The 19,256-nt window shown below is 69.0% G+C and carries 20 protein-coding genes; 5 read left to right on the forward strand and 15 right to left on the reverse strand.

The window, feature by feature from the left end:
* Positions 1–5 precede the first annotated feature (5 nt).
* Both DEU36_RS02135 and DEU36_RS02140 read left to right on the forward strand, forming a co-directional pair.
* Complete coding sequence (locus DEU36_RS02135) at positions 6–1,124, forward strand: GNAT family N-acetyltransferase (protein ID WP_120262718.1); 1,119 nt, start codon at positions 6–8, stop codon at positions 1,122–1,124.
* 66 nt (positions 1,125–1,190) lie between these two features.
* Positions 1,191–2,195: an asparaginase gene (locus DEU36_RS02140; RefSeq protein ID WP_259455179.1), complete on the forward strand. Its 1,005-nt coding sequence runs from the start codon at positions 1,191–1,193 to the stop codon at positions 2,193–2,195.
* Positions 2,196–2,267: 72 nt separating this feature from the next.
* Here DEU36_RS02140 and DEU36_RS02145 read toward each other — a convergent pair whose 3' ends face one another.
* The 8 genes from DEU36_RS02145 to DEU36_RS02180 all read right to left on the reverse strand — a co-directional run bounded on the left by DEU36_RS02145 (position 2,268) and on the right by DEU36_RS02180 (position 9,922).
* Positions 2,268–3,818 carry an amino acid permease gene (locus DEU36_RS02145; RefSeq protein WP_120262720.1) on the reverse strand — a complete coding sequence of 517 codons (1,551 nt, stop codon included), beginning with the start codon at positions 3,816–3,818 and terminating at the stop codon, positions 2,268–2,270.
* A 188-nt stretch (positions 3,819–4,006) separates the two neighbouring features.
* The gene (locus DEU36_RS02150) at positions 4,007–4,720 is read right to left on the reverse strand and encodes a FadR/GntR family transcriptional regulator (RefSeq protein WP_120262721.1); all 714 of its coding nucleotides are present in this window, start codon (positions 4,718–4,720) and stop codon (positions 4,007–4,009) included.
* Between the two features lie 130 nt (positions 4,721–4,850).
* A complete protein-coding gene (gene mutM / locus DEU36_RS02155; protein ID WP_120262722.1) occupies positions 4,851–5,744 on the reverse strand; it encodes a bifunctional DNA-formamidopyrimidine glycosylase/DNA-(apurinic or apyrimidinic site) lyase in 894 nt (297 codons plus the stop codon).
* Positions 5,737–6,429, reverse strand: a complete 693-nt coding sequence (gene rnc, locus DEU36_RS02160; protein WP_120262723.1) for a ribonuclease III — start codon at positions 6,427–6,429, stop codon at positions 5,737–5,739. The genes mutM and rnc overlap by 8 nt, the downstream gene beginning before the upstream one ends.
* An 11-nt stretch (positions 6,430–6,440) precedes the next feature.
* The gene (gene rpmF, locus DEU36_RS02165) at positions 6,441–6,650 is read right to left on the reverse strand and encodes a 50S ribosomal protein L32 (RefSeq protein ID WP_013586329.1); all 210 of its coding nucleotides are present in this window, start codon (positions 6,648–6,650) and stop codon (positions 6,441–6,443) included.
* 2 nt (positions 6,651–6,652) lie between these two features.
* Positions 6,653–7,150, reverse strand: coding sequence for a DUF177 domain-containing protein (locus tag DEU36_RS02170; protein WP_120264314.1), 498 nt, complete (start codon positions 7,148–7,150; stop codon positions 6,653–6,655).
* 105 nt (positions 7,151–7,255) lie between these two features.
* Positions 7,256–7,753 carry a pantetheine-phosphate adenylyltransferase gene (gene coaD, locus DEU36_RS02175; protein WP_120262724.1) on the reverse strand — a complete coding sequence of 166 codons (498 nt, stop codon included), beginning with the start codon at positions 7,751–7,753 and terminating at the stop codon, positions 7,256–7,258.
* 9 nt (positions 7,754–7,762) lie between these two features.
* On the reverse strand, positions 7,763–9,922 hold the full coding sequence (locus DEU36_RS02180) for an ATP-dependent DNA helicase RecG (RefSeq protein WP_120262725.1): 2,160 nt from the start codon (positions 9,920–9,922) through the stop codon (positions 7,763–7,765).
* A gap of 57 nt (positions 9,923–9,979) precedes the next feature.
* On the opposite strand from DEU36_RS02180, the gene DEU36_RS02185 reads away from it, so the two are divergent.
* Positions 9,980–10,594 carry a 1-acyl-sn-glycerol-3-phosphate acyltransferase gene (locus DEU36_RS02185; RefSeq protein WP_120262726.1) on the forward strand — a complete coding sequence of 205 codons (615 nt, stop codon included), beginning with the start codon at positions 9,980–9,982 and terminating at the stop codon, positions 10,592–10,594.
* Positions 10,591–11,187, forward strand: a complete 597-nt coding sequence (rsmD, locus tag DEU36_RS02190) for a 16S rRNA (guanine(966)-N(2))-methyltransferase RsmD (RefSeq protein WP_120262727.1) — start codon at positions 10,591–10,593, stop codon at positions 11,185–11,187. The genes DEU36_RS02185 and rsmD overlap by 4 nt, the downstream gene beginning before the upstream one ends.
* Here rsmD and thiL read toward each other — a convergent pair.
* Positions 11,157–12,155 (reverse strand): thiamine-phosphate kinase, encoded by a 999-nt coding sequence (gene thiL / locus DEU36_RS02195; RefSeq protein WP_120262728.1) that lies wholly within the window; start codon positions 12,153–12,155, stop codon positions 11,157–11,159. The genes rsmD and thiL overlap by 31 nt on opposite strands.
* Positions 12,156–12,209: 54 nt before the next feature.
* Here thiL and DEU36_RS02200 point away from each other — a divergent pair, with 54 nt between their 5' ends.
* The gene (locus DEU36_RS02200) at positions 12,210–12,722 is read left to right on the forward strand and encodes a DUF3515 domain-containing protein (RefSeq protein ID WP_259455181.1); all 513 of its coding nucleotides are present in this window, start codon (positions 12,210–12,212) and stop codon (positions 12,720–12,722) included.
* Positions 12,723–12,755: 33 nt separating this feature from the next.
* On the opposite strand, the gene DEU36_RS02205 is transcribed toward DEU36_RS02200, so the two are convergent.
* From DEU36_RS02205 to leuC, 6 genes are all read right to left on the reverse strand, one after another.
* Positions 12,756–13,856, reverse strand: a complete 1,101-nt coding sequence (locus DEU36_RS02205; protein ID WP_120262730.1) for a D-alanine--D-alanine ligase family protein — start codon at positions 13,854–13,856, stop codon at positions 12,756–12,758.
* The gene (locus tag DEU36_RS02210; RefSeq protein WP_120262731.1) at positions 13,756–14,892 is read right to left on the reverse strand and encodes an NAD(P)H-dependent glycerol-3-phosphate dehydrogenase; all 1,137 of its coding nucleotides are present in this window, start codon (positions 14,890–14,892) and stop codon (positions 13,756–13,758) included. Before DEU36_RS02210 ends, DEU36_RS02205 begins: the two co-directional genes overlap by 101 nt.
* Positions 14,882–15,646: a 1-acyl-sn-glycerol-3-phosphate acyltransferase gene (locus tag DEU36_RS02215; protein ID WP_120262732.1), complete on the reverse strand. Its 765-nt coding sequence runs from the start codon at positions 15,644–15,646 to the stop codon at positions 14,882–14,884. The genes DEU36_RS02210 and DEU36_RS02215 overlap by 11 nt, the downstream gene beginning before the upstream one ends.
* A 3-nt stretch (positions 15,647–15,649) precedes the next feature.
* Positions 15,650–17,017 carry a UDP-N-acetylglucosamine 1-carboxyvinyltransferase gene (gene murA, locus DEU36_RS02220; protein ID WP_120262733.1) on the reverse strand — a complete coding sequence of 456 codons (1,368 nt, stop codon included), beginning with the start codon at positions 17,015–17,017 and terminating at the stop codon, positions 15,650–15,652.
* Between the two features lie 72 nt (positions 17,018–17,089).
* Complete coding sequence (gene leuD, locus DEU36_RS02225) at positions 17,090–17,686, reverse strand: 3-isopropylmalate dehydratase small subunit (protein ID WP_120262734.1); 597 nt, start codon at positions 17,684–17,686, stop codon at positions 17,090–17,092.
* A 2-nt stretch (positions 17,687–17,688) separates the two neighbouring features.
* Entirely contained in the window at positions 17,689–19,137 is a 1,449-nt protein-coding gene (gene leuC / locus DEU36_RS02230) for a 3-isopropylmalate dehydratase large subunit (protein WP_120262735.1), read from the reverse strand.
* Between the last annotated feature and the right edge of the window lie 119 nt (positions 19,138–19,256).

The following is a 19,256-nucleotide window of genomic DNA, read 5'->3' on the forward strand; positions in this document are numbered from 1 at the left end:
GAATCATGAACGACATCACTGCGCGGCTCGAGCTGCGCCCCCTCCGCATCCCCGAGCGCATCGACGCACCGGACGCCGCGGACTTCTGCGAGATGGTGCGCGTGCGCAATCTCGTGTACCGAGAGATCACCGGCGGCGACGACGACGCTGCGCGTCCGGGCGAACTCCTCCCCCACTATCGTCCGAGCCCGGACGAGACGAGGTACAGCTGGGTCGCGGTCTGGGAGGGCCGCATCGTCGGCCGCGTCGGGCTCGACATCCCCCACGAGACCGGCTCCGACGCCGCGTATTGGCTCATCGAACTCCTACGGGAGGTCCATGGGCTCGGCATCGGTTCGCAAGCCCACGCGCTCATCGAGCGGACTGCCCGCGAGCACGGACGCCACGTCCTGCAGACGTACGCCGAGCATCCCGATGCGCCGGGCGACCGGCTCGCGGCACCGACCGGTTACGGCGACATCCCGCGCGACCACGCGGCGCGCTTCCTGCTACGGCACGGCTACACGTTGGAGCAGATCAACCGGAAGAGCGTGCTCGAGGTGACGGAGTCCGCCGCCGTCGTCGACGAGCACCTCACTCGCGCAACGGCTGCGGCCGTCGGCTATCGGGTCGTGAGGTGGACGGCGCCGACCCCGCCGGAGTTCGTCGAGGGATACGCCTGGCTGAAGTCGCGCATGTCGACGGATGCTCCTGCGGCCGGACTCGACGTCGATGAGGAGATGTGGGACGCCGCACGCGTCGAGCGCCATGACGCCCGCTACATCGACGCTGACCAGACGCTGCTGGTGACCGCTGCGCAGCACATCGAGACGGGCGAGCTCGCTGCCTTCAACGAGCTCATGATCAGCTCCGACCGCACCGGGGCCACGCACCAGCACGACACTCTCGTGGCGTCCGGTCACCGCGGGCACCGCCTCGGGATGCTCGTGAAATGCGCAGGGCTCGTCGCGTGGCGCGACATCGCGCCGGCGTCGCCCCGGGTCATCACCTACAACGCCGAGGAGAACCGTCCGATGCTCGATATCAACGAAGCCCTCGGCTTTCGACCGGTGTCGTACGAAGGGGCATGGAAGAAGCGGCTCCCCGATGACGCAGGCGGTGGCGTTCACCCCACCGTATCTTGATCTGTCAGGCAGCTATGCTGGTTTCCCCGGCATAGCTGCCTGACGTCGAGACAGAAAATGGGGCCCATGACGATGACCACCACACCCGCAGCCGTCCGCCCCGCCCACCATGTCCCGCTGGTCGAGGTCACTCGTGGCCCGCTCGTCGAGGGGGTTCACTACGGCTCGTTCGCCGTCGTCTCCCCCGACGGGAGTGTGCTCGCCGAGGGCGGAGACGGCGCAGCGCCGATGTACCCGCGCTCCGCGTTGAAGCCGCTGCAGGCCGTGGCGATGGTCCGCGCCGGTCTCGACCTACCCGATCACCTGCTCGCTTTGAGCGCCGCCAGCCACTCTGGCGCCCCGATGCACCGTGTCGGAGCGCAGGAGATCCTCGAGATGCACGGCACGGATGCCGACGCGCTGCGCAACGTGCGCGACCTGCCATACGGCACCGAGGAGCGCCTCGTCTTCGTCGGTGACGGCGGCGAACCCTCACGGCTTGCCCAGAACTGCTCGGGCAAGCACGCGGCCATGGTCGCCACGTGCCTGGTCAACGGGTGGTCGACAGACGACTACCTGGGGGCGGAGCACCCGTTGCAACGACTCGTCGAGGCGACGGTCGCGGAGCTCACCGGCGAACGCGCGGCCGCGGTCACCGTCGATGGATGCGGAACCCCGTTGTTCGCGCACTCGCTCCGGGGGATGGCACGCGCTTATGCCCGGATCGCCACCGCGTCCGACGGGACGGCAGAGGCGCGCGTCGCGGCCGCGATGCGCGCGTTCCCGCAGATGGTGGCCGGGGAAGAACGCGACGTCACGACGATGATGCGCGTCGTGCCGGGCTTCGTCGCCAAGGACGGTGCGGAGGGCGTGCAGCTGGGCGGGCTCGCGTCTCCCGCGGTCGGCATCGCCGTCAAGGTCTCGGACGGCGGCGATCGCGCACGATCGACCATCACCGCCGGCATCCTCGAAGCGCTTGGAGTCGATCGGGACGCGCTCACTCGGCTCCGGAGCGCGCCCGTCCTCGGCGGCGGTGAGCCGGTCGGCGAGCTGCGCACGGTCGCCGGCGTCGTTCCCCGCCTGAACCCCTAGTGCGTGCCCGCGGAGTGCGACGTACCCGGTGTTCGGGTGCGGCGTTCCGTCGGGCAACCGCGTCAGGAGAAACTAGCGCCCGCGCGTCCCTTCCTCGTTACTCGCTACCGGCCGCGTCGACGGTGCCTCATCCTCACCGAATGGACTCGGCACGACCGGGTAGACCCCGGTGTACCCCTGCCGTGCGGCCGCGATCTGAGCGATGCGCCGACGACACGCGAACCATCCCGCCACCATGCACGCTGACATGACGGCCGTCACGACCATCGTCTGCGGCGACGACACGAAGGTCATGACGAGCACGAACAGCAGGAAGAGCAGCGTCAGGTACCCCGTGTACGGGGCGCCGATCATGCGGAAGGACGGGCGCATCATCGCTCCCCGGTCGCTCATGTGCTTCAAGCGCAGCTGACAGACGATGATGGTCGCCCAGGTGACGACGATGCACACGGCAGACACATTGAGCACCGTCTCGAACGCCTCCGACGGCGCGATGTAGTTCAGGAAGACCCCGACGAGCGCGACCACAGCGGTGAGCAGGATACCGCCGTACGGCACACCCGCACGGCTCATCCGGTTCGCGAATCTCGGCGCCGACCCTGCTGACGACATGGAACGGAGGATGCGGCCGGTGGAGTAGAGGCCGGCGTTCAGCGAGGACAGCGCCGCCGTGAGGACCACGAAGTTCATCAGCGTGTCCACTCCCTGCACGCCGATGGACGCGAAGAAGGTGACGAACGGGCTCTCCCCCGCTGTGTACGCGGTGTACGGCAGAAGGAGGGCGAGCAACAGCACGGAACCGACGTAGAACACCACGATGCGGACGATCACGGCGTTGATGGCGCGCGGCATCACCTTCTCAGGGCTCTTGGTCTCACCGGCGGCGGTCCCGATCAACTCGATCGACGCGTATGCGAAGATGACGCCCTGCATCACCAGGATCATGGGCAGCAGCCCGTTGGGGAAGAAGCCGCCGTTGTCCGTGAGCAGCGCGAAGCCGACGTCCCGACCGTCGCTCGGCGTACCGAAGAACACGAAGTACGCACCGACCGCGAGGAAGCTGACGAGGGCACCGACTTTGATGAATGCGAACCAGAACTCGAGCTCACCGAACACCTTGACGGAGAGCAGGTTGAGGGTGAGCACCAGGACGAGAGCAGTCAGAGCCCAGACCCATTGGGGCACCGCACCGATCCACGGGACGTACTTTCCGAAGAAGTTCATGTACAGGGCAGCGGCGGTGATGTCGACGATCGCCGTCGTCGCCCACGACACCCAGTAGAACCATCCGGACACGAAGGCGGCTTTCTCTCCGAAGAACTCTCGGGCGTAAGACACGAACGAGCCCGACGACGGCCGGTGGAGCACCAGCTCCCCGAGTGCACGGAGGATGAAGAACGCGAAAAGACCGCAGAGGGCGTAGGACAGCACGAGAGACGGCCCCGCGGTCTCGAGCCGGCCACCGGCGCCGAGGAAGAGCCCGGTCCCGATCGAACCGCCGATCGCGATCATGTTGATCTGACGGGCAGACAGGTTCTTGCTGTAGCCCTTCTCCTCGTTCACGAGCACGGTAGCCGCCGCGCCTTCCCTCGCCTCGTTGCGAGGGGCTTCACTGCTGGACATCTCTTCCTCTCAGAAGGTTCAGCCGGTTGCTGAACGGACGTGTTCCGGGCACGCCGATAGACGGCATGCTGCGGATGGGGAAACAACGCGGTGCCCTCGGGAACACCGCCTGACAATGGACTCGGGGGCGGCCGCCGGAGGGCCGCCCTGCGTCAGAAGCCGAGGATCATCGGCGTCGGCGTTTCAGATCACAGCCTGTCGATACGATCCACGGCCGCATCCACGGCGCGCAGATGGTGGCTCATGGCAGCCGAAGCCTCGCCCGGCGCTCCAGCCGCGATGGCTTCGAGGATGCGGCGGTGCTCGACGTCGGATTCTTCCGCGCGGGCTGCGACGAGGGTCAGGAATCCGGATTGCCGAACCATGGCCTCCCGTATCTCTCCGACCATGCGCTCGAAGATGCCGTTGCGGCTCAGTCGCGCAATGGTCGTGTGGAATCGGGCGTCGAGCTCGACCCACCGGATGATGCCGCCGTCGAGCTCGCCGCGCGTGATGGCTTCCATTTCGTCGATCAGCTGCCTCAACGTCGCGACGTCGTCGTCGCTCCGATGTGCAGCGGCGAGGGCGACAGCGGGCATCTCGATATGGGGTCGAGCCTCGGACAGTTCGCGAGCCGAGTAGCGGCCGAGCTTCAGGCCCTCGTCCTCGGTCTGCGAGACGACGCGAGTCCCACTCCCCGTCCGGGTGACGGTCAGGCCCAGGGTCGCGCACCCGAGGAGCGCTTCGCGAACGACCGGCCGGCTGACACCGAATTCGGCGGCGAGCTTGGCCTCGGACGGCAGCTTCGAACCGACGGGGAAGGTCCCGTCACGGATCGCCTTGCGGAGCGCTCGAAGCACGGCTTCGGCTGCTGGTACCCGGCGGATGGGTGCGAGCACGCCCGGTTTCGCGTCTTCAGCCATCGACTCAACCTCCCGGAGCGGCAACATGATTAGCTGCCTGACAGCTTATGAAAGCACGGCGACTCGCCCACGCGCAAGGGTTGCGCCCCGCTCGTGCCACGTACGGCGGGCGCGGAGCCCGCCTGCCCCGTCACCTCCGCCGCTGGCAGCGCGGGCAGTAGTGCGATGAGCGATTCGTGAACGCGACCCGGATGATCGCGGACCCGCACCGCGAACATTCCGCTCCGGTGCGCCCGTAGGCCTCGAGCGAGTGAGCGAAGTAGCCGGCCTGCCCGTTGACGTTGACGTACTGGGCGTCGAAACTCGTACCGCCCTCTGCAAGAGCCTTCGTCATGACCGCGACGACGGCCTCGAGGAGGCGTTCGCGCGCAGGCCGCGAGAGGAGGGATGCCGCGGTCTCCGGGTGAATGCAGGCAGCCCACAGCGCCTCGTCGGCGTAGATGTTGCCGATGCCGCTGACCACACCCTGGTCGAGCAGGACGCGCTTGATGCCCGACGAGCGGCGGGCCAGCTCCCGATGAAAGCGCGGCGCGTCGAAGGCCGGGTCGAGGGGGTCGCGGGCGATGTGTCGCACCTGACCCGGAACCAGTGCAGCATCGGTTCCCCGCCCGCCTGCGGCTCCGTCGGCGGTGGCCTCGAGATCGTCCACTGCGAGGGAGCCGAAGGTCCGCTGGTCGACGAAGAGCACGGCGAGCTCGCCGTGCTCGGGATGAACGATGTCCCAGCGAATGCGTTCGTGACGCTCGGTGGGCGCACCCGGCTCGCGGAGCAGCATCTGCCCGCTCATCCCGAGGTGCGCGATCACAGCGCGACCCGTGCCCTGCACCGGGAACCACAGGAACTTGCCGCGGCGCGCTACCGCCTTCAACGAGCGGCCGGTCAGCTCGCGCTCGAACGACTCCGGCGTCCCGACGTGTCGGGTGAGCGCGCGAGGGTCCAGGACCGTGCACGCCTCGATACGCGCACCGACGACGGCAGGCTCGAGCCCGGCACGAACGACCTCGACCTCGGGCAGTTCAGGCACGGGCTGACAGCTCGTGCCACACAGACAGGGCCGCAGCCATCTCCGCCTGTTTCTTGCTGCTCCCCACGCCTTGGCGTGACACGTCGCCAACCGTGACGGTCGCGGTGAACACGCGGTTGTGGTCCGGTCCCGACGCCTCGATAGCGTATACGGGCGGCGCGACCCCCAGATGGGCCGCCAGCTCCTGCAGCGAAGTCTTCGGGTCCATGGCAGCGCCGTACCGCGCCGGATCCGCTAGCAGGGGGGCGACCAATCGCAGCACGAGGTCTTGCGCCTTCTCGGCCCCCGCCGACAGGAACGCCGCGCCGATCACGGCCTCCATCGCGTCGGCGAGGATCGAGTCCTTGTCGCGCCCGCCGGTTTGCGTCTCGCCGCGGCCGAGCATGATGTGGTCGCCGAGCCCGATCGTCCGAGCGACCTCGGCGAGAGCGACCGTCGAGACGACACTCGCACGCCGCTTGGCCAACGCCCCCTCATCGAGGTCGGGATGGGTGCGGAAGAGGTGCACGGTGACGGCTTGGCCCAGGATCGAGTCGCCGAGGAATTCCAGGCGCTCGTTGTGGGGCGTCCCGCCGTTCTCATAGGCATACGACCGATGAGTGAGGGCGAGCGACAGAAGCTCGGGGTCGATGTCGACCCCGAGCTTGTCGGTGAGCGCCGAGCGCTCGGTGATGTTCTCAGTCACGCCGCTCGTCGTCAGACGTCAGCGACCTTGCGACCCTTGTACTCGAGGAACAGCTCGGTGCCCTGCGAGTCGGTGACGACCTTCGCCTGGTGGGGGCGGCTGTAGACGACCTTGCCGTTCTCGATGGTCTTGACGAGGGCGGGAGCCTCGGCCTTCCACTGCGCGCGACGCGAACGCGTGTTGGAGCGGGAGACCTTCCGCTTCGGGGGGTTACCTGCCATGGCTAGCTCTTCTCTGTGTCGGGCGCGACGCGGTGGTCTGCGTCGTCGTGGTCTGGGGTGTAGGCCGTCAGCGCGGCCCAGCGCGGGTCGATCTGCACCTGCTCGGCAGGTTCCGTTCCCGGCGTCAGCTTCTCACCCGTGACCGGGTCGAGCCCGGGGCAATCCGGCTGACACACCGGCTGGAACGGAAGCGCCAGGACGATCGAGTCCCTGACCGGAGTTTCAAGATCCACGTGGTCGTCTTGAACCTCGAAGTCGGACGCTTCGTCCCCAGAATACCCGAAGAGCTCCTGAAACTCGATTCGGAGGGGGCGTGTCAGCTCCGTGAGGCACCGACCGCACACACCGTCGTAGACGGTGTCGGCCTCAGCGGTCGCCAGGATGCCCTCGTGCACCGACTCGAGGCGTACTTCGAGATCGATCGGCTGGCCCGCAGCGACGGAGACGAGACCCTCGCCCCACTTGTCGGGCGCGGGCACGCTGAACGCGAACTCCCGCATCTCCCCCGGCTGGCGCACGATGTCGTGCACGGGGATGACGAATGGTCCGGTGACGTGCTTTCTACCCACGATCGACCATGGTAGTCGCCGCGAGGGCGTCCGGACTCAGATGCCGCGCGATCCCGTGTCGAGGAAGCGGGCGACGGGCCCCGGTACGAACGGCGCGACGTCTCCGCCGAGCGAGGCGACCTGTCGCACGAGCGAGCTCGACACGAGCGCGTGCGCCGGGTCGGGAAGCAGGAACACGGTCTCGATCCGGGCGAGGTGTCGGTTCACGATCGCCATCGGCGTCTCGTAGGCCACGTCGACCTGCGAGCGGATGCCCTTGACGAGGATGCCGGCGCCGACGTCGGTGGCATAGTCGACGAGCAGACCCATGCTCCACGCCGCAACCACGATCTCGCCCTCGATGCCGGCCTCGTCGATCGACTGCTCGAGAAGCGCCTGCCGCTGCGCGATGGGGAGCATCGCCTCTTTGCCGGGGTTGTGGACCACCAGGACGTGGAGCTGGTCGTACAGAGCCGCAGCCCGACGGATCACATCGAGATGGCCGAGGGTCGGCGGATCGAAGGAGCCGGGCACGACCGCGATCCGGTTGCTCATGGTCTGAGCCTAGTTCCTGTGGAGCGCGCCGCGCTCCTCTTCGCCCAGGCGCCGCGCGATGGCGGCGGCGAGCCCGGGATGCCCCGACAGATCGGGGTCGTGCTGCAGCACCGACGCGGCCTCGTCGCGCGCCTGCGCGATCAGATCGGCATCAGCGACGACGCGCAGGAGACGCAGCGATGACCGCGCGCCCGACTGAGCGTCGCCCAGGACGTCTCCCTCGCCTCGGAGCTCGAGGTCGACCTCGGCGAGGGAGAAGCCGTCGGTCGTGGCCGCTACTGCCTCTACGCGCGACCGCGCAGCCGTGTCGGGGTCGGCCTCGGTGACGAGGAGACACAGCCCGGGCACGCTCCCTCGGCCGACGCGTCCGCGGAGCTGGTGCAGCTGCGACACACCGAAGCGCTCGGCCTCGAGGATCACCATCGTCGAGGCGTTGGGCACGTCGACGCCGACCTCCACCACGGTCGTGGCCACGAGTACGTCGATTTCACCGCGGGCGAAGGCCTGCATGACGGCATCCTTCTCGTCGGCTGGCATCTTGCCGTGCAACGTCGCCACGGTGAGGTCTGCGAACGACGGATGCTGTGCGAGCATCGCGGTGGCCTGCACGACTCCCCAGCGTGTGCGCGTTCGCGTTCCGTCTTCGAGCATGCCCGCGTCGTCGGTGTCGTCGACGACGGCCTTCTCGGCGTCGATCGCCGCACACACGACGAAGGCCTGCCTGCCGGCCGCGACCTCTTCCGCCACGCGCTCCCACACACGGCCGAACCATCCCGGCTTCTCGGCGAGGGGCGCGACGAACGTGGAGATGCCCGCGCGCCCGGTCGGCATCGTGCGGATCGTGGAGACGTCGAGGTCTCCGAAGACCGTCATCGCCACCGTCCGCGGAATCGGCGTCGCGGTCAGGACGAGCACGTGCGGGGAGGTGCCTTTCGCGCGAAGCGCCTCGCGCTGCTCGACGCCGAACCGGTGCTGCTCGTCGACGACGACCAGACCGAGATCGGCGAATGTCGTCGAGGCGCTCAGCAGCGCGTGGGTGCCCACGACGATCCGCGCTTGCCCGGATGCCGCGCGCAGGGCGGCCTTTCGCCGTTCGGCCGCGGGCTGCGCCCCGGTGAGCAGCGTGGGCATGAGCTCGGGCGCCAGTCGCGGGCCGAGCATCTTCGCAATCGATCGCACGTGCTGCGCGGCGAGAACCTCGGTCGGCGCGATGAGCGCCGCCTGGCCTCCGGACTGCGCGACCTGCAGCATCGCCCGCAGGGCCACGAGCGTCTTGCCCGATCCGACCTCGCCCTGCACCAATCTGTTCATCGGCCATTCGTTGACGAGATCGTCGGCGATCGCGTCGCCGACAGCGATCTGATCGGGCGTGCGCTCGAACGGGAGGGCGGCGTCGAACTGCTCGAGCAGGTCGCCCGCGGGCCGCGCGGTGGCGGCGAGCTGCCGCACCTGGATGCGATGTTGCAGCAGCGCCGCCTGGAGGACGAAGGCCTCGTGCATGCGGAGCGTCTCGAACCCCGGACGCACCTGCTCGGGGACAGTCGGTGTGTGCACCTGGACGAGCGCCGTCCGTGCATCGAGGAGCTGACGGCGTTCGCGCAGTTCGTCGGGCAGCGGATCGGGCACGTCGCCGAGCCGGCCGATCACGTCGGCGATGATCTTGCGCAGCTGCCAGCTCGTGATGGTGCTCGTGGCGGAGTAGATGGGGATCGGTTCGAGGCTTCGTGCCACGGCCGTCACGCGCGCCTCGACCTCGTCGTCGAAGAGCTCGTAGTCGGGGTGGGCGAACTGCTGCTTCCCCTTGAACACGCCGACCTTGCCGGAGAAGATGCCCTGCCGCCCGACACGGAGCTCTTGCAGCCGCCATTTCTGTCCGAAGAAGGTCAGTGTCGCCTCGCCGACACCGTCGCTGATGACGACCTCGATCAGCGACCCGCGACGCTGACGCATGGGACGCTCGGACACCGATTTCACCTCGGCGACGATCGTCGCCATCTCGCCCACGGGAAGGGACGAGATGGGGGTCAGCTCACCCCGACGGGCGTAGCGACGCGGGTAGTGCGCGAGCAGGTCGCCGACCGTCGACATCGAGAACGCGCGCGACAGAGTCGCGGCGACCTTCTCACCCACGGCCTGCACCAGCGGGGTATCCAGGTCGACCTGCGGCATGGAGTCGAGTCTAGGCAGGAGGTCGGACACGCTGCCGCCAGGCTCTACGGTAAGAGCATGCTCCGACGCGCGATCGCCCGCCTCTTCTGGACGTTCAGCCGCTGGCGCCTCGTCAGCACCCCCGCCCCCACAGGGCCGACCATCCTCATCGGGGCGCCGCACACCTCCAACTGGGACTTCGTGCTGATGCTCGCGATCGCGTGGCGCCTGCAGATACCCATCCGTTGGCTCGGCAAGAAGAGCCTATTCCGCGGCTGGCGGCGCGGCCCGATGCGTCGTCTGGGCGGCATCCCCGTCGATCGCGACGACCCCTCGCGCGTCGTCGACGATGTGCTCGCGCAGATCGCCGCGGGCGAGGTGTTCGGTCTCGTCATCACCCCTGATGGGACGCGCACCTCCCGTAACGGGTGGAAGTCGGGCTTCTATCGCATCGCCCGCGCCTCGGGCCTGCCCGTGACCCTCGGGTACGTCGATCGCACCACCATGACCACCGGCCTCGGCCCGACGATCGAGCTCACGGGCGACGTCGCCGCCGACATGGACGTCATCCGCGAGTTCTACGCCGATAAGGCCGGGTTCCGTCCCGAGCTGCGCAGCGAGCCGCGCCTGCGCGACGAGGAACGCGGCAGCGCCGGTGACGACACTGTCACGCGCGCTGCGGGGCCGTCATGACACGGATCATCGCCGGCTCCGCGGGATCGCTCGTCCTGCGGGTGCCCGACCGGGGCACCCGCCCGACGAGCGACCGGGTGCGCGAATCGCTCTTCGGCGGGCTCGACGCGTCGGGCATCCTCGACGGCGCCCGCGTGCTCGACCTCTATGCCGGCTCGGGCGCCCTCGGACTCGAGGCTGTCAGCCGTGGAGCGGCGTCCGTCGACCTCGTCGAGAAGTCGACCGCGGCAGCAGCGGTGACCGAGCGGAATGCGCGCACTGTCGCCCGTGCCGTCGGCTCATCGGCCGTCCGAGTCCATCGCAGCAGCGCCGACGCATTCCTCCAGTCGGCATCCGGGCCCTTCGACCTCGTCTTCGTCGACCCGCCATACGACCTCGACGACGAAGCCCTCGCGGTCACTCTCGCGCTGCTGGGCGAGGTCGCCGCGCCGGGTGCGATCGTCATCGTCGAACGCGCCAGCCGCTCCCCCGAGCCCCGTGTTCCGGCGCTGCTCGAACCGCTGCGCAGCAAGCGCTACGGCGACACTGCGCTGTGGTGGTTCGAACGCGCGATCGACGGCGATCAGCCGCCGGCACCATCCCAGTCGCGATAGGGATCCCATCCGCCTGCTGACCGCTCGGCCCGACCGTCGACGGTGAGCGGGACGGACCCGGCCTCACCCACCGAACCGATCGCACGGAAGCCCGCCGGCAGGACCGTCCCCTCGGGGAAGGTCGCGAGGAGGGCGTGATCCTCCCCGCCGCGGAGAGCACGATCGCTGTCCGCGCCGAGCGCACTCCGTTCGAGGTCGACCGTCACGCCGGACGACCGGGCGAGCCGACGGGCATCCCGCACGAGTCCGTCGGAGACGTCCATCATCGCGGTGGCCCCAGAGCGCGCCGCGACCACCCCAGAGGCGATCGGCGGGCGCGGGCGGAGCTGGCCCGCCACCGCCGCGCGCTCTGAGTCGGACAGCGACCCGGCGTCGACAGTGATGGCGGCGCCTCGCTCATCGCGGAACCGTTCGAACAGGATGTCGAGACCCGCCGCCGCGAGCCCGACATCTCCGCAGATCGCCACGACGTCGCCGGGACGCGCACCCGAGCGCAGCACCGGAGCGCGACCGGGTTCCAGCTCGCCGATCGCGGTGACGGCGACCGTGAGCGTGTCAGAACTGGTGAGATCGCCCCCGGCGACCCGGCATCCCGGTGCGAGCTCCTCGCAGGCCTCACGGAGGCCGGCCGCGAGCTCGCCCACGAACCCGATGGTCGTCTCGGGAGGCATCGCCAGCGCGACGAACAGCGCGACGGGGCGTGCACCCATCGCGGCGACGTCGGCGAGGTTGACCGCCGCTGCCTTCGCGCCGAGGTCTCGACCCGACGACCACGCGAGACGGAAGTCGGGACCGTGGATGAGCGTGTCTGTGGTCACGACGACGCGCGCGTCGCTGAGACGGAGGACCGCCGCATCGTCGCCCGGCCCGACGAGGGCATCCGAGGGACCGAGGCATTCGAGAATGTGCGCGAGCACCGCCTCTTCCGAGAGCGAGCCGACGGGGGTGGCGGATGCGGGCTCGGGCATGCGTCCACGCTACCGCCGCGGTCGGCTCTGCTCGCCGCGCAGTACCCTGGAGAGGTGTCCCGCCGCCGAATGATCCCCACTCTCGTCCTGGCCTCGGTGGCCCTCGTCCTCGCCGGCTGCGCCGGTACCGTCAACGTTCCATCGGCGCCGCAGGCGAACTCCCCCGAGTGCGCGGACGTCATGGTCCGCCTTCCCCAGACCGTTGCCGGTGCGGAGCGACGCTGGACCGACAGTCAGGCCACCGCGGCATGGGGCGACCCCACGACCGTCATCTTCTCGTGCGGCGTCGCGTCGCCCGGTCCGACGACGCTGCGGTGCGAGTCGGTGGCGGGCGTCGACTGGGTGATCGACGAGTCCGAAGCACCCAGGTTCCGGGTCGTCACATTCGGCCGCACCCCCGCCGTCGAGCTCTACTTCGACACCGAGACCTCCGACGACGTGCAAGGCGTCTCGAGCCGCCAGGTGCTCGACGAGCTCTCGCGGGTCGTCTCCCGCCTCCCCCGCGACGGCGGCGAATGCGTCGACCGCGCGGAGGCGACGCCGGTGCCGATGCCGGTCAGCCCCTGAGGCAGTGCCACAGGCCGCGTCGTCCGCGTGCGCTCAGACGCGCTCGGACACTCGCGAGAGCGCGACCTCGATCAGTTCGGAGATGAGATCGCCGTAGCTGAGGCCCGAGGCGATCCAGCACTTGGGGAACATCGAGATCGGCGTGAACCCCGGCATCGTGTTCAGCTCGTTGACGTACAGGCCGTCCGCCGTCTGGAAGAAGTCGACGCGCGCCAGACCGCGACCGTCGACGGCGGTGAAAGCGGCGACCGCCATGCGCTGGAGCGCATCGATCTCGTCGGCCGTGACGTCGGCGGGGCAGACGACCTCCGCGCCGTCACCACCGAGGTACTTGCCTTCGAAGTCGTAGAACTCGCGGGTCGTCAGCACGATCTCGCCCGGCAACGACGCGCGGGCCGGCTCACCGCCGCGACCTTCCAGGACCGCCACCTCGACCTCGCGGCCGACGATCGCAGGCTCGATGAGCACCTTGCCGTCTTCCGCGAACGCCAGCTCGAGAGCGGCGTCGAGTTCAGCAGCCTCGTGGACCTTCGAGACGCCGACGCTCGATCCGGCGCGCGCCGGCTTGACGAAGCTCGGGATGCCGAGGGCTGCGGCATCCGCTCGAACGCCCTCGGGATCACGACGCCATCGCGCCTCGTCCACGGTCACCCACGGAGCGACCGGGATGCCGGCTGCCTGCAGCACGATCTTCATGAAGTGCTTGTCCATGCACAGCGCGGAATCGAAGACCCCGCCTCCGGCGTAGGGCAGCTGCAGCGTGTCGAAGAAGCCCTGAATCGTGCCGTCCTCGCCGTGGGGACCGTGCAGGATCGGCAGCACGACATCGACTTCGCCGAGCGCGTCGACCGTTCCGTCGGCGCGGCGCACGCGCAGCTCGCGACGGCCGCCGGGCTCCGGCCACAGCACCCGTGTGCCGTTGTCGGCGACCTCGGGCATCCGTTCCGGGTTCAGGGCGAACTTGTCGGCGTCGTCGTCCTCGAGGACGAACGCGCCTTCCCGCGTGATCCCGACCGGGATCACGCGATAGCGCTCACGATCGATCGCGCGCAGCACCCCGGCCGCCGTGGCGGAACTGATCGAATGCTCGCTGGAACGCCCGCCGAAGAGCACCGCTACTGTTGTCGTCGCCATGGGGGGTCCTCTCGCCGGTCGGCTTGTCGTCGTCGGTGGTCAGGTGGGGCGCGATGTCGCGCGGGTTCATCGTGCCGTCCAAGACCATCTTGACCTGCTCGACGATGGGCATCTGCACCCCCGCCGCGCGCGCCAGCGTCAGAACGGGCGCCACCGAAGCGAGTCCCTCGGCGGTCTGGTCCATCTGCTTCACGACGTCCTGGAACGAGAACCCCTGTCCGAGCAGGCGTCCGGCGGTGTTGTTGCGACTGAGGGGCGATTGGCACGTCGCGATCAGGTCGCCGAGCCCGGCGAGACCCTGGAGCGTCTCGGGTTGCGCGCCCTGTGCCACCGCGAAGTCCGTCATCTCGACGAGACCGCGCGTGATGATCGAGGCCTTCGTGTTCTCGCCGTACCCGACACCGTCGACGATGCCGATCGCGACGGCGATGAGATTCTTGAGCACACCGCCGAACTCGGTGCCGACCACGTCGGTGTTCACGAACGAGCGGAAGTAGGTGTTGCGAGACCGCAGCGCGACGGCTTCGGCGGTCTCCTGGCTGGTCGAGGCGATGACCGCAGCCGTCGGCTGCTCCCGCGCGATCTCGAGCGCCAGGTTCGGGCCGGAGGCCACGGCGATGCGATTCGGGTCGCAGTCGAGACCCTGCTCGATCACCTGACTCATCCGCAGTCCCGTGCGCTTCTCCACCCCCTTCATGAGGGAGACCACCGGCATGGAGCCGCCGGCGATCAGTGGACGGATGGCCGTGAGGTTCTCGCGCAGCGCCTGGCTCGAGACGGCGAGGTAGACCTGTTCGGCCCCCTCCAGCGCCTCCGAGAGATGATGGGTGGCCGTCATCGAACGCGGAAGATTGATGCCGGGGAGATACCGGCTGTTGCGCTTGCCCTCGCGGATCTCATGCGCGAGTTCCGCGCGCCTCGCCCACATCGTGACCTGCGCGCCGCCGTCCGCGAGGACCTTCCCGAACGTCGTACCCCAGCTTCCCGAGCCGATGACGGTGACGCGGGGGCCAATGGTCTCGGTCTTACGGCTCAAGGCGACCCGTCTCCTTCTGACCGTGCTGCCCCGGGTTCCAGCGCTGGGCGGGCGGCTCTTCGCCGCGTAGCTCTCCGAGCAGACCCGCGATGCGTCCCATCACCGCATCCGTCGCCGCGACGAGCTGACTGGGCGACGGTGTGACGCCGGACTCGAGGGGCAGCTCGACGCGCGGGCCGAACCGCACCCGGATGCGCTTGCGGAGCGGCCACACGCTGAACTTGCCGTAGCGCGGCATGATTGCCTGCACTCCCCACGTCGCGACGGGGATGATCGGGATGTCGCCCGCCACCGCGACGCGAACCGCGCCGGACTTGCCGCGCATCGGCCACAGATCGGGCTCCCGCGTGAGGGACCCTTCCGGGTAGACGATCACGCCACGACCGTCGGCCACCAGCTCGGCGGCCTGGGCGATCGCCTGCCCCGCAGCGGATGCCGACGTCGTCCGCGAGACGGGGATCATGCCGAGGCCCTTGAGCACCGCGCCGACGACCGGAACCCGGAAGAGGCTCTCCTTCGCCATGAATCGCGGCGCCCGTCCGAGCCGCCAGGTCGCGACGGCGATCACGATCGGATCGAACTCGCTGTAGTGGTTCGGCGCGAGGACGTACGGACCCTCTTCAGGCAGATGCTCCCCACCCTCGATCTCGATCTTGGCGAGCAGACCGACCGCAGGCAGGACGACGGCTGCCGCCAACCAGAACGGAGTCGGCTTCGTCTTCTCGGGGGACGCGCGACGGCGGTTGTGGGACATGCGTCAGCCGATGATGTCGAAGTCGGCGCCGAGCGCCTCGAGCTTGTCGAAGAACTTCTCGTAGCCCCGGCGGATGATCCCGACGTTGCGAACGACCGACGTCCCCTCGGCTGCGAGAGCCGCGATGACGTAGCTGTAGCCGCCGCGGAGGTCGGGCACGACCACGTCCGCGCCGTGCAACGGCGTGGGGCCGGTGATCACGGCCGCCTGCTCGAGGGCCCGGCGCGGGACACGACGCTCCGGGCTCGCGATGCCCTCGGGGTGCACGACGATCTGCGCGCCCATCTTGTTCAGCGCCTGAGTGAACCCGAGTCGGTTCTCGTACACCGTCTCGTGGACGGTCGAGACGCCTTCGGCCTGCGTCAGGGCGACGATGAGCGGCTGCTGCCAGTCGGTCATGAACCCGGGGTGGACGTCGGTCTCGACCGAGACGGGGCGCAGCGCGCCGTCACGACGGAAGCGGATGCCGTCCTCCCGGATGTCGAAGTCGCCTCCGGCCTTGCGGAAGACGTTGAGGAACGTCAGCATCTCCTGCTGCTTCGCACCGCCGACGAAGATGTCGCCGTCGGTCGCCAGAGCGGCGCACGCCCACGACGCCGCTTCGTTGCGGTCGAAGATCGATCGGTGGTCGTAGCCGCGGAGCTTGTCGACACCTTCGATGAAGATGACGCGGTTCGGCTCATAGGAGATGATCGCGCCCATCTTCTGCAGGACGGCGATGAGGTCCATGATCTCGGGCTCGATGGCGGCGTTGCGAAGCTCGGTCGTGCCCTTGGCACGCACCGCGGTCAGCAGAACCTGCTCCGTCGCGCCGACGCTCGGGTAGGGCAGCTCGATGTCGGCCCCGTGGAGGCCGTCGGGTGCCGAGAGGCGGATGCCGCTGGGCTGCTTGTCGACGATCGCTCCGAACTTGCGCAGCGCGTCGAGGTGGAAGTCGATCGGTCGGTCGCCGATGCGGCATCCACCGAGGTCGGGGATGAAGGCCTGACCGAGCAGGTGCAGGAGCGGCCCGCAGAACAGGATCGGGATGCGCGAGGCACCCGCGTGCGCATCGATCTCCTCGAAGCCCGCCGACTCCGCTCCGCTCGGGTCGAGCCGGTACGTGCCTTCGCCGTCGTCGGCCACCGTCACACCATGCACCTCGAGCAGCGAGCGCACGACGGCGACATCGCTGATATCGGGCACGTCCCGCAACACGCTCTCGGTCCCACCGAGCAGCGAGGCCACCATCGCCTTCGTCGCGAAGTTCTTCGCACCCTTGACGTCGACACGTCCGACGAGGGGCCGTCCGCCCCGGATCTCGAGGATCTCGCCGTCTTCGCGGCGGCTGCCGTTCTCCGATGCGTTCGGCTCACTCGACGGAGTGCTCATGCAGGACTTCCTCACTTGGTGATCGAGGGCGGGGCGGATTCTCGCCCCACGGTTCAGGGGCGTGATCCGGGGCTACGCGACGGGGAGTGTGCGAGGTCGCCACGCCTCGCGGCGCGCCTCGAACTGCGCGATCGCCTCTTCATTGCGCAGCGTGAGCCCGATGTCATCGAGTCCCTCGAGGAGCCTCCAACGAGTGTAATCGTCGATCTCGAAGGCGACTCGGAGGTCGCCGAGAGAGGCGATGCGCGCCTCGAGGTCGACGGTCATCTGCACGCCGGGCTGCGCGTCGACGGCAGCCCAGATCGCCTCGCGGTCGCTCTCGGAGATGACGCCCGCGAGGAGCCCCTGCTTGCCCGCATTGCCGCGGAAGATGTCGGCGAACTTCGGTGCGAGCACGACGCGGAAGCCGTAGTCGCGCAACGCCCACACGGCGTGCTCGCGGCTCGATCCGGTGCCGAAGTCGGGTCCGGCCACGAGGATCGAGGCGCCGGAGAAGACCGGCTGGTTCAGCACGAACTCGGGGTCCTGCCGCCAGTTGGCGAAGAGCGCGTCCTCGAAACCGGTCTTCGTGACACGCTTCAGGTATACGGCGGGGATGATCTGGTCGGTGTCGACCGCGGAACGCTTGAGGGGCGCGACGACACCGGTGTGGGTCTCGAACTTCTCCATGTTCAGGCCTCGACCTTCTCGCGTGCGGGCAGATCACTCGGTGACGCGAGGCGCCCGAGCACGGCGGTGGCGGCCGCCACGAGCGGCGACACCAGGTGGGTGCGACCGCCCTTGCCCTGGCGTCCTTCGAAGTTGCGGTTGCTGGTCGACGCGCAGCGCTCTCCCGGGGCGAGCTGATCGGGGTTCATGCCCAGACACATCGAGCAGCCGGCGAAGCGCCATTCGGCACCGAACTCGGTGAAGACCCGGTCGAGACCTTCCGCCTCGGCCTCGAGCCGGACGCGGGCCGAGCCCGGAACGACCATGACGCGGACGCCCTCCGCCTTCGTCCGGCCCTCGATGATCGACGCGAATGCGCGCAGATCCTCGATCCGACTGTTGGTGCACGACCCCATGAAGACCGCGTCGACCGGGATCTCCTTGAGCGGAGTCCCCGGGCGCAGGTCCATGTACTCGAGCGCACGCTCAGCGGCGGCTTTCTCGTTCGGGTCGCTGAAATCGTCCGGCGACGGCACCGTCGCACTGAGCGAGACCCCCTGGCCGGGGTTCGTGCCCCACGTGACGAACGGCTCGAGCTCGGCCGCGTCGATGAAGATCTCGGCGTCGTAGACGGCGCCTTCATCGCTCGGGAGCGTGCGCCAGTAGGCCACGGCGTCGTCCCAGTCCTGTCCGGTGGGTGCGTGCGGCCGGCCCTTGACGTACTCGAAGGTGATGTCGTCGGGCGCCACCATCCCCGCGCGGGCACCCGCCTCGATCGACATGTTGCACATCGTCATGCGGCCCTCCATCGAGAGCGCGCGAATGGCGCTGCCGCGGTACTCGAGCACGTAGCCCTGCCCGCCGTTGGTGCCGATCTTCGCGATGACGGCGAGGATGATGTCCTTCGCCGTCACGCCTTCCTTCAGCTCGCCCTCGACCGTGATGGCCATGGTCTTGAACGGCTTCAGCGGCAGGGTCTGCGTCGCCATGACGTGTTCGACCTCGCTGGTGCCGATGCCGAAGGCCATCGCGCCGAATGCGCCGTGGGTCGACGTGTGGCTGTCGCCGCACACCACCGTGATGCCGGGCATCGTGAGCCCGAGCTGGGGGCCGACGACGTGCACGATCCCCTGCTCGGCGTCGCCGAGCGAGTGCAGGCGCACGCCGAACTCCTCGGCGTTGCGGCGCAAGGTCTCGATCTGCGTCCGGCTCGTGAGGTCGGCGATCGGCGTGTCGATGTCGAGGGTCGGGGTGTTGTGGTCCTCGGTGGCGATCGTGAGATCGAGCCGCCGCAGCGGACGCCCTTCCGCACGCAGGCCGTCGAAGGCCTGCGGGCTGGTGACCTCGTGCACGAGGTGCAGGTCGATGTAGATCAGGTCGGGCTGACCGTCTTCACCCTTGACGACGAGGTGGTCGTCCCAGACCTTCTCGGCCAGGGTGCGCGGGCGCTCGGGAGGGGTGGGAATGCTCATGGGTTTCGTTCTCCTTGCGAACCGGGATCAAGCCCACGACGGACTCCGCGGCGAGGAGGGGCTCAGAACGAGACCTCGCCGCGGCCGCTAAGGAGAAGGCGAGCGATCCGCATGCGGTC

The organism is Microbacterium sp. AG238 (genome assembly GCF_003610405.1).
Taxonomy (GTDB): domain Bacteria; phylum Actinomycetota; class Actinomycetes; order Actinomycetales; family Microbacteriaceae; genus Microbacterium.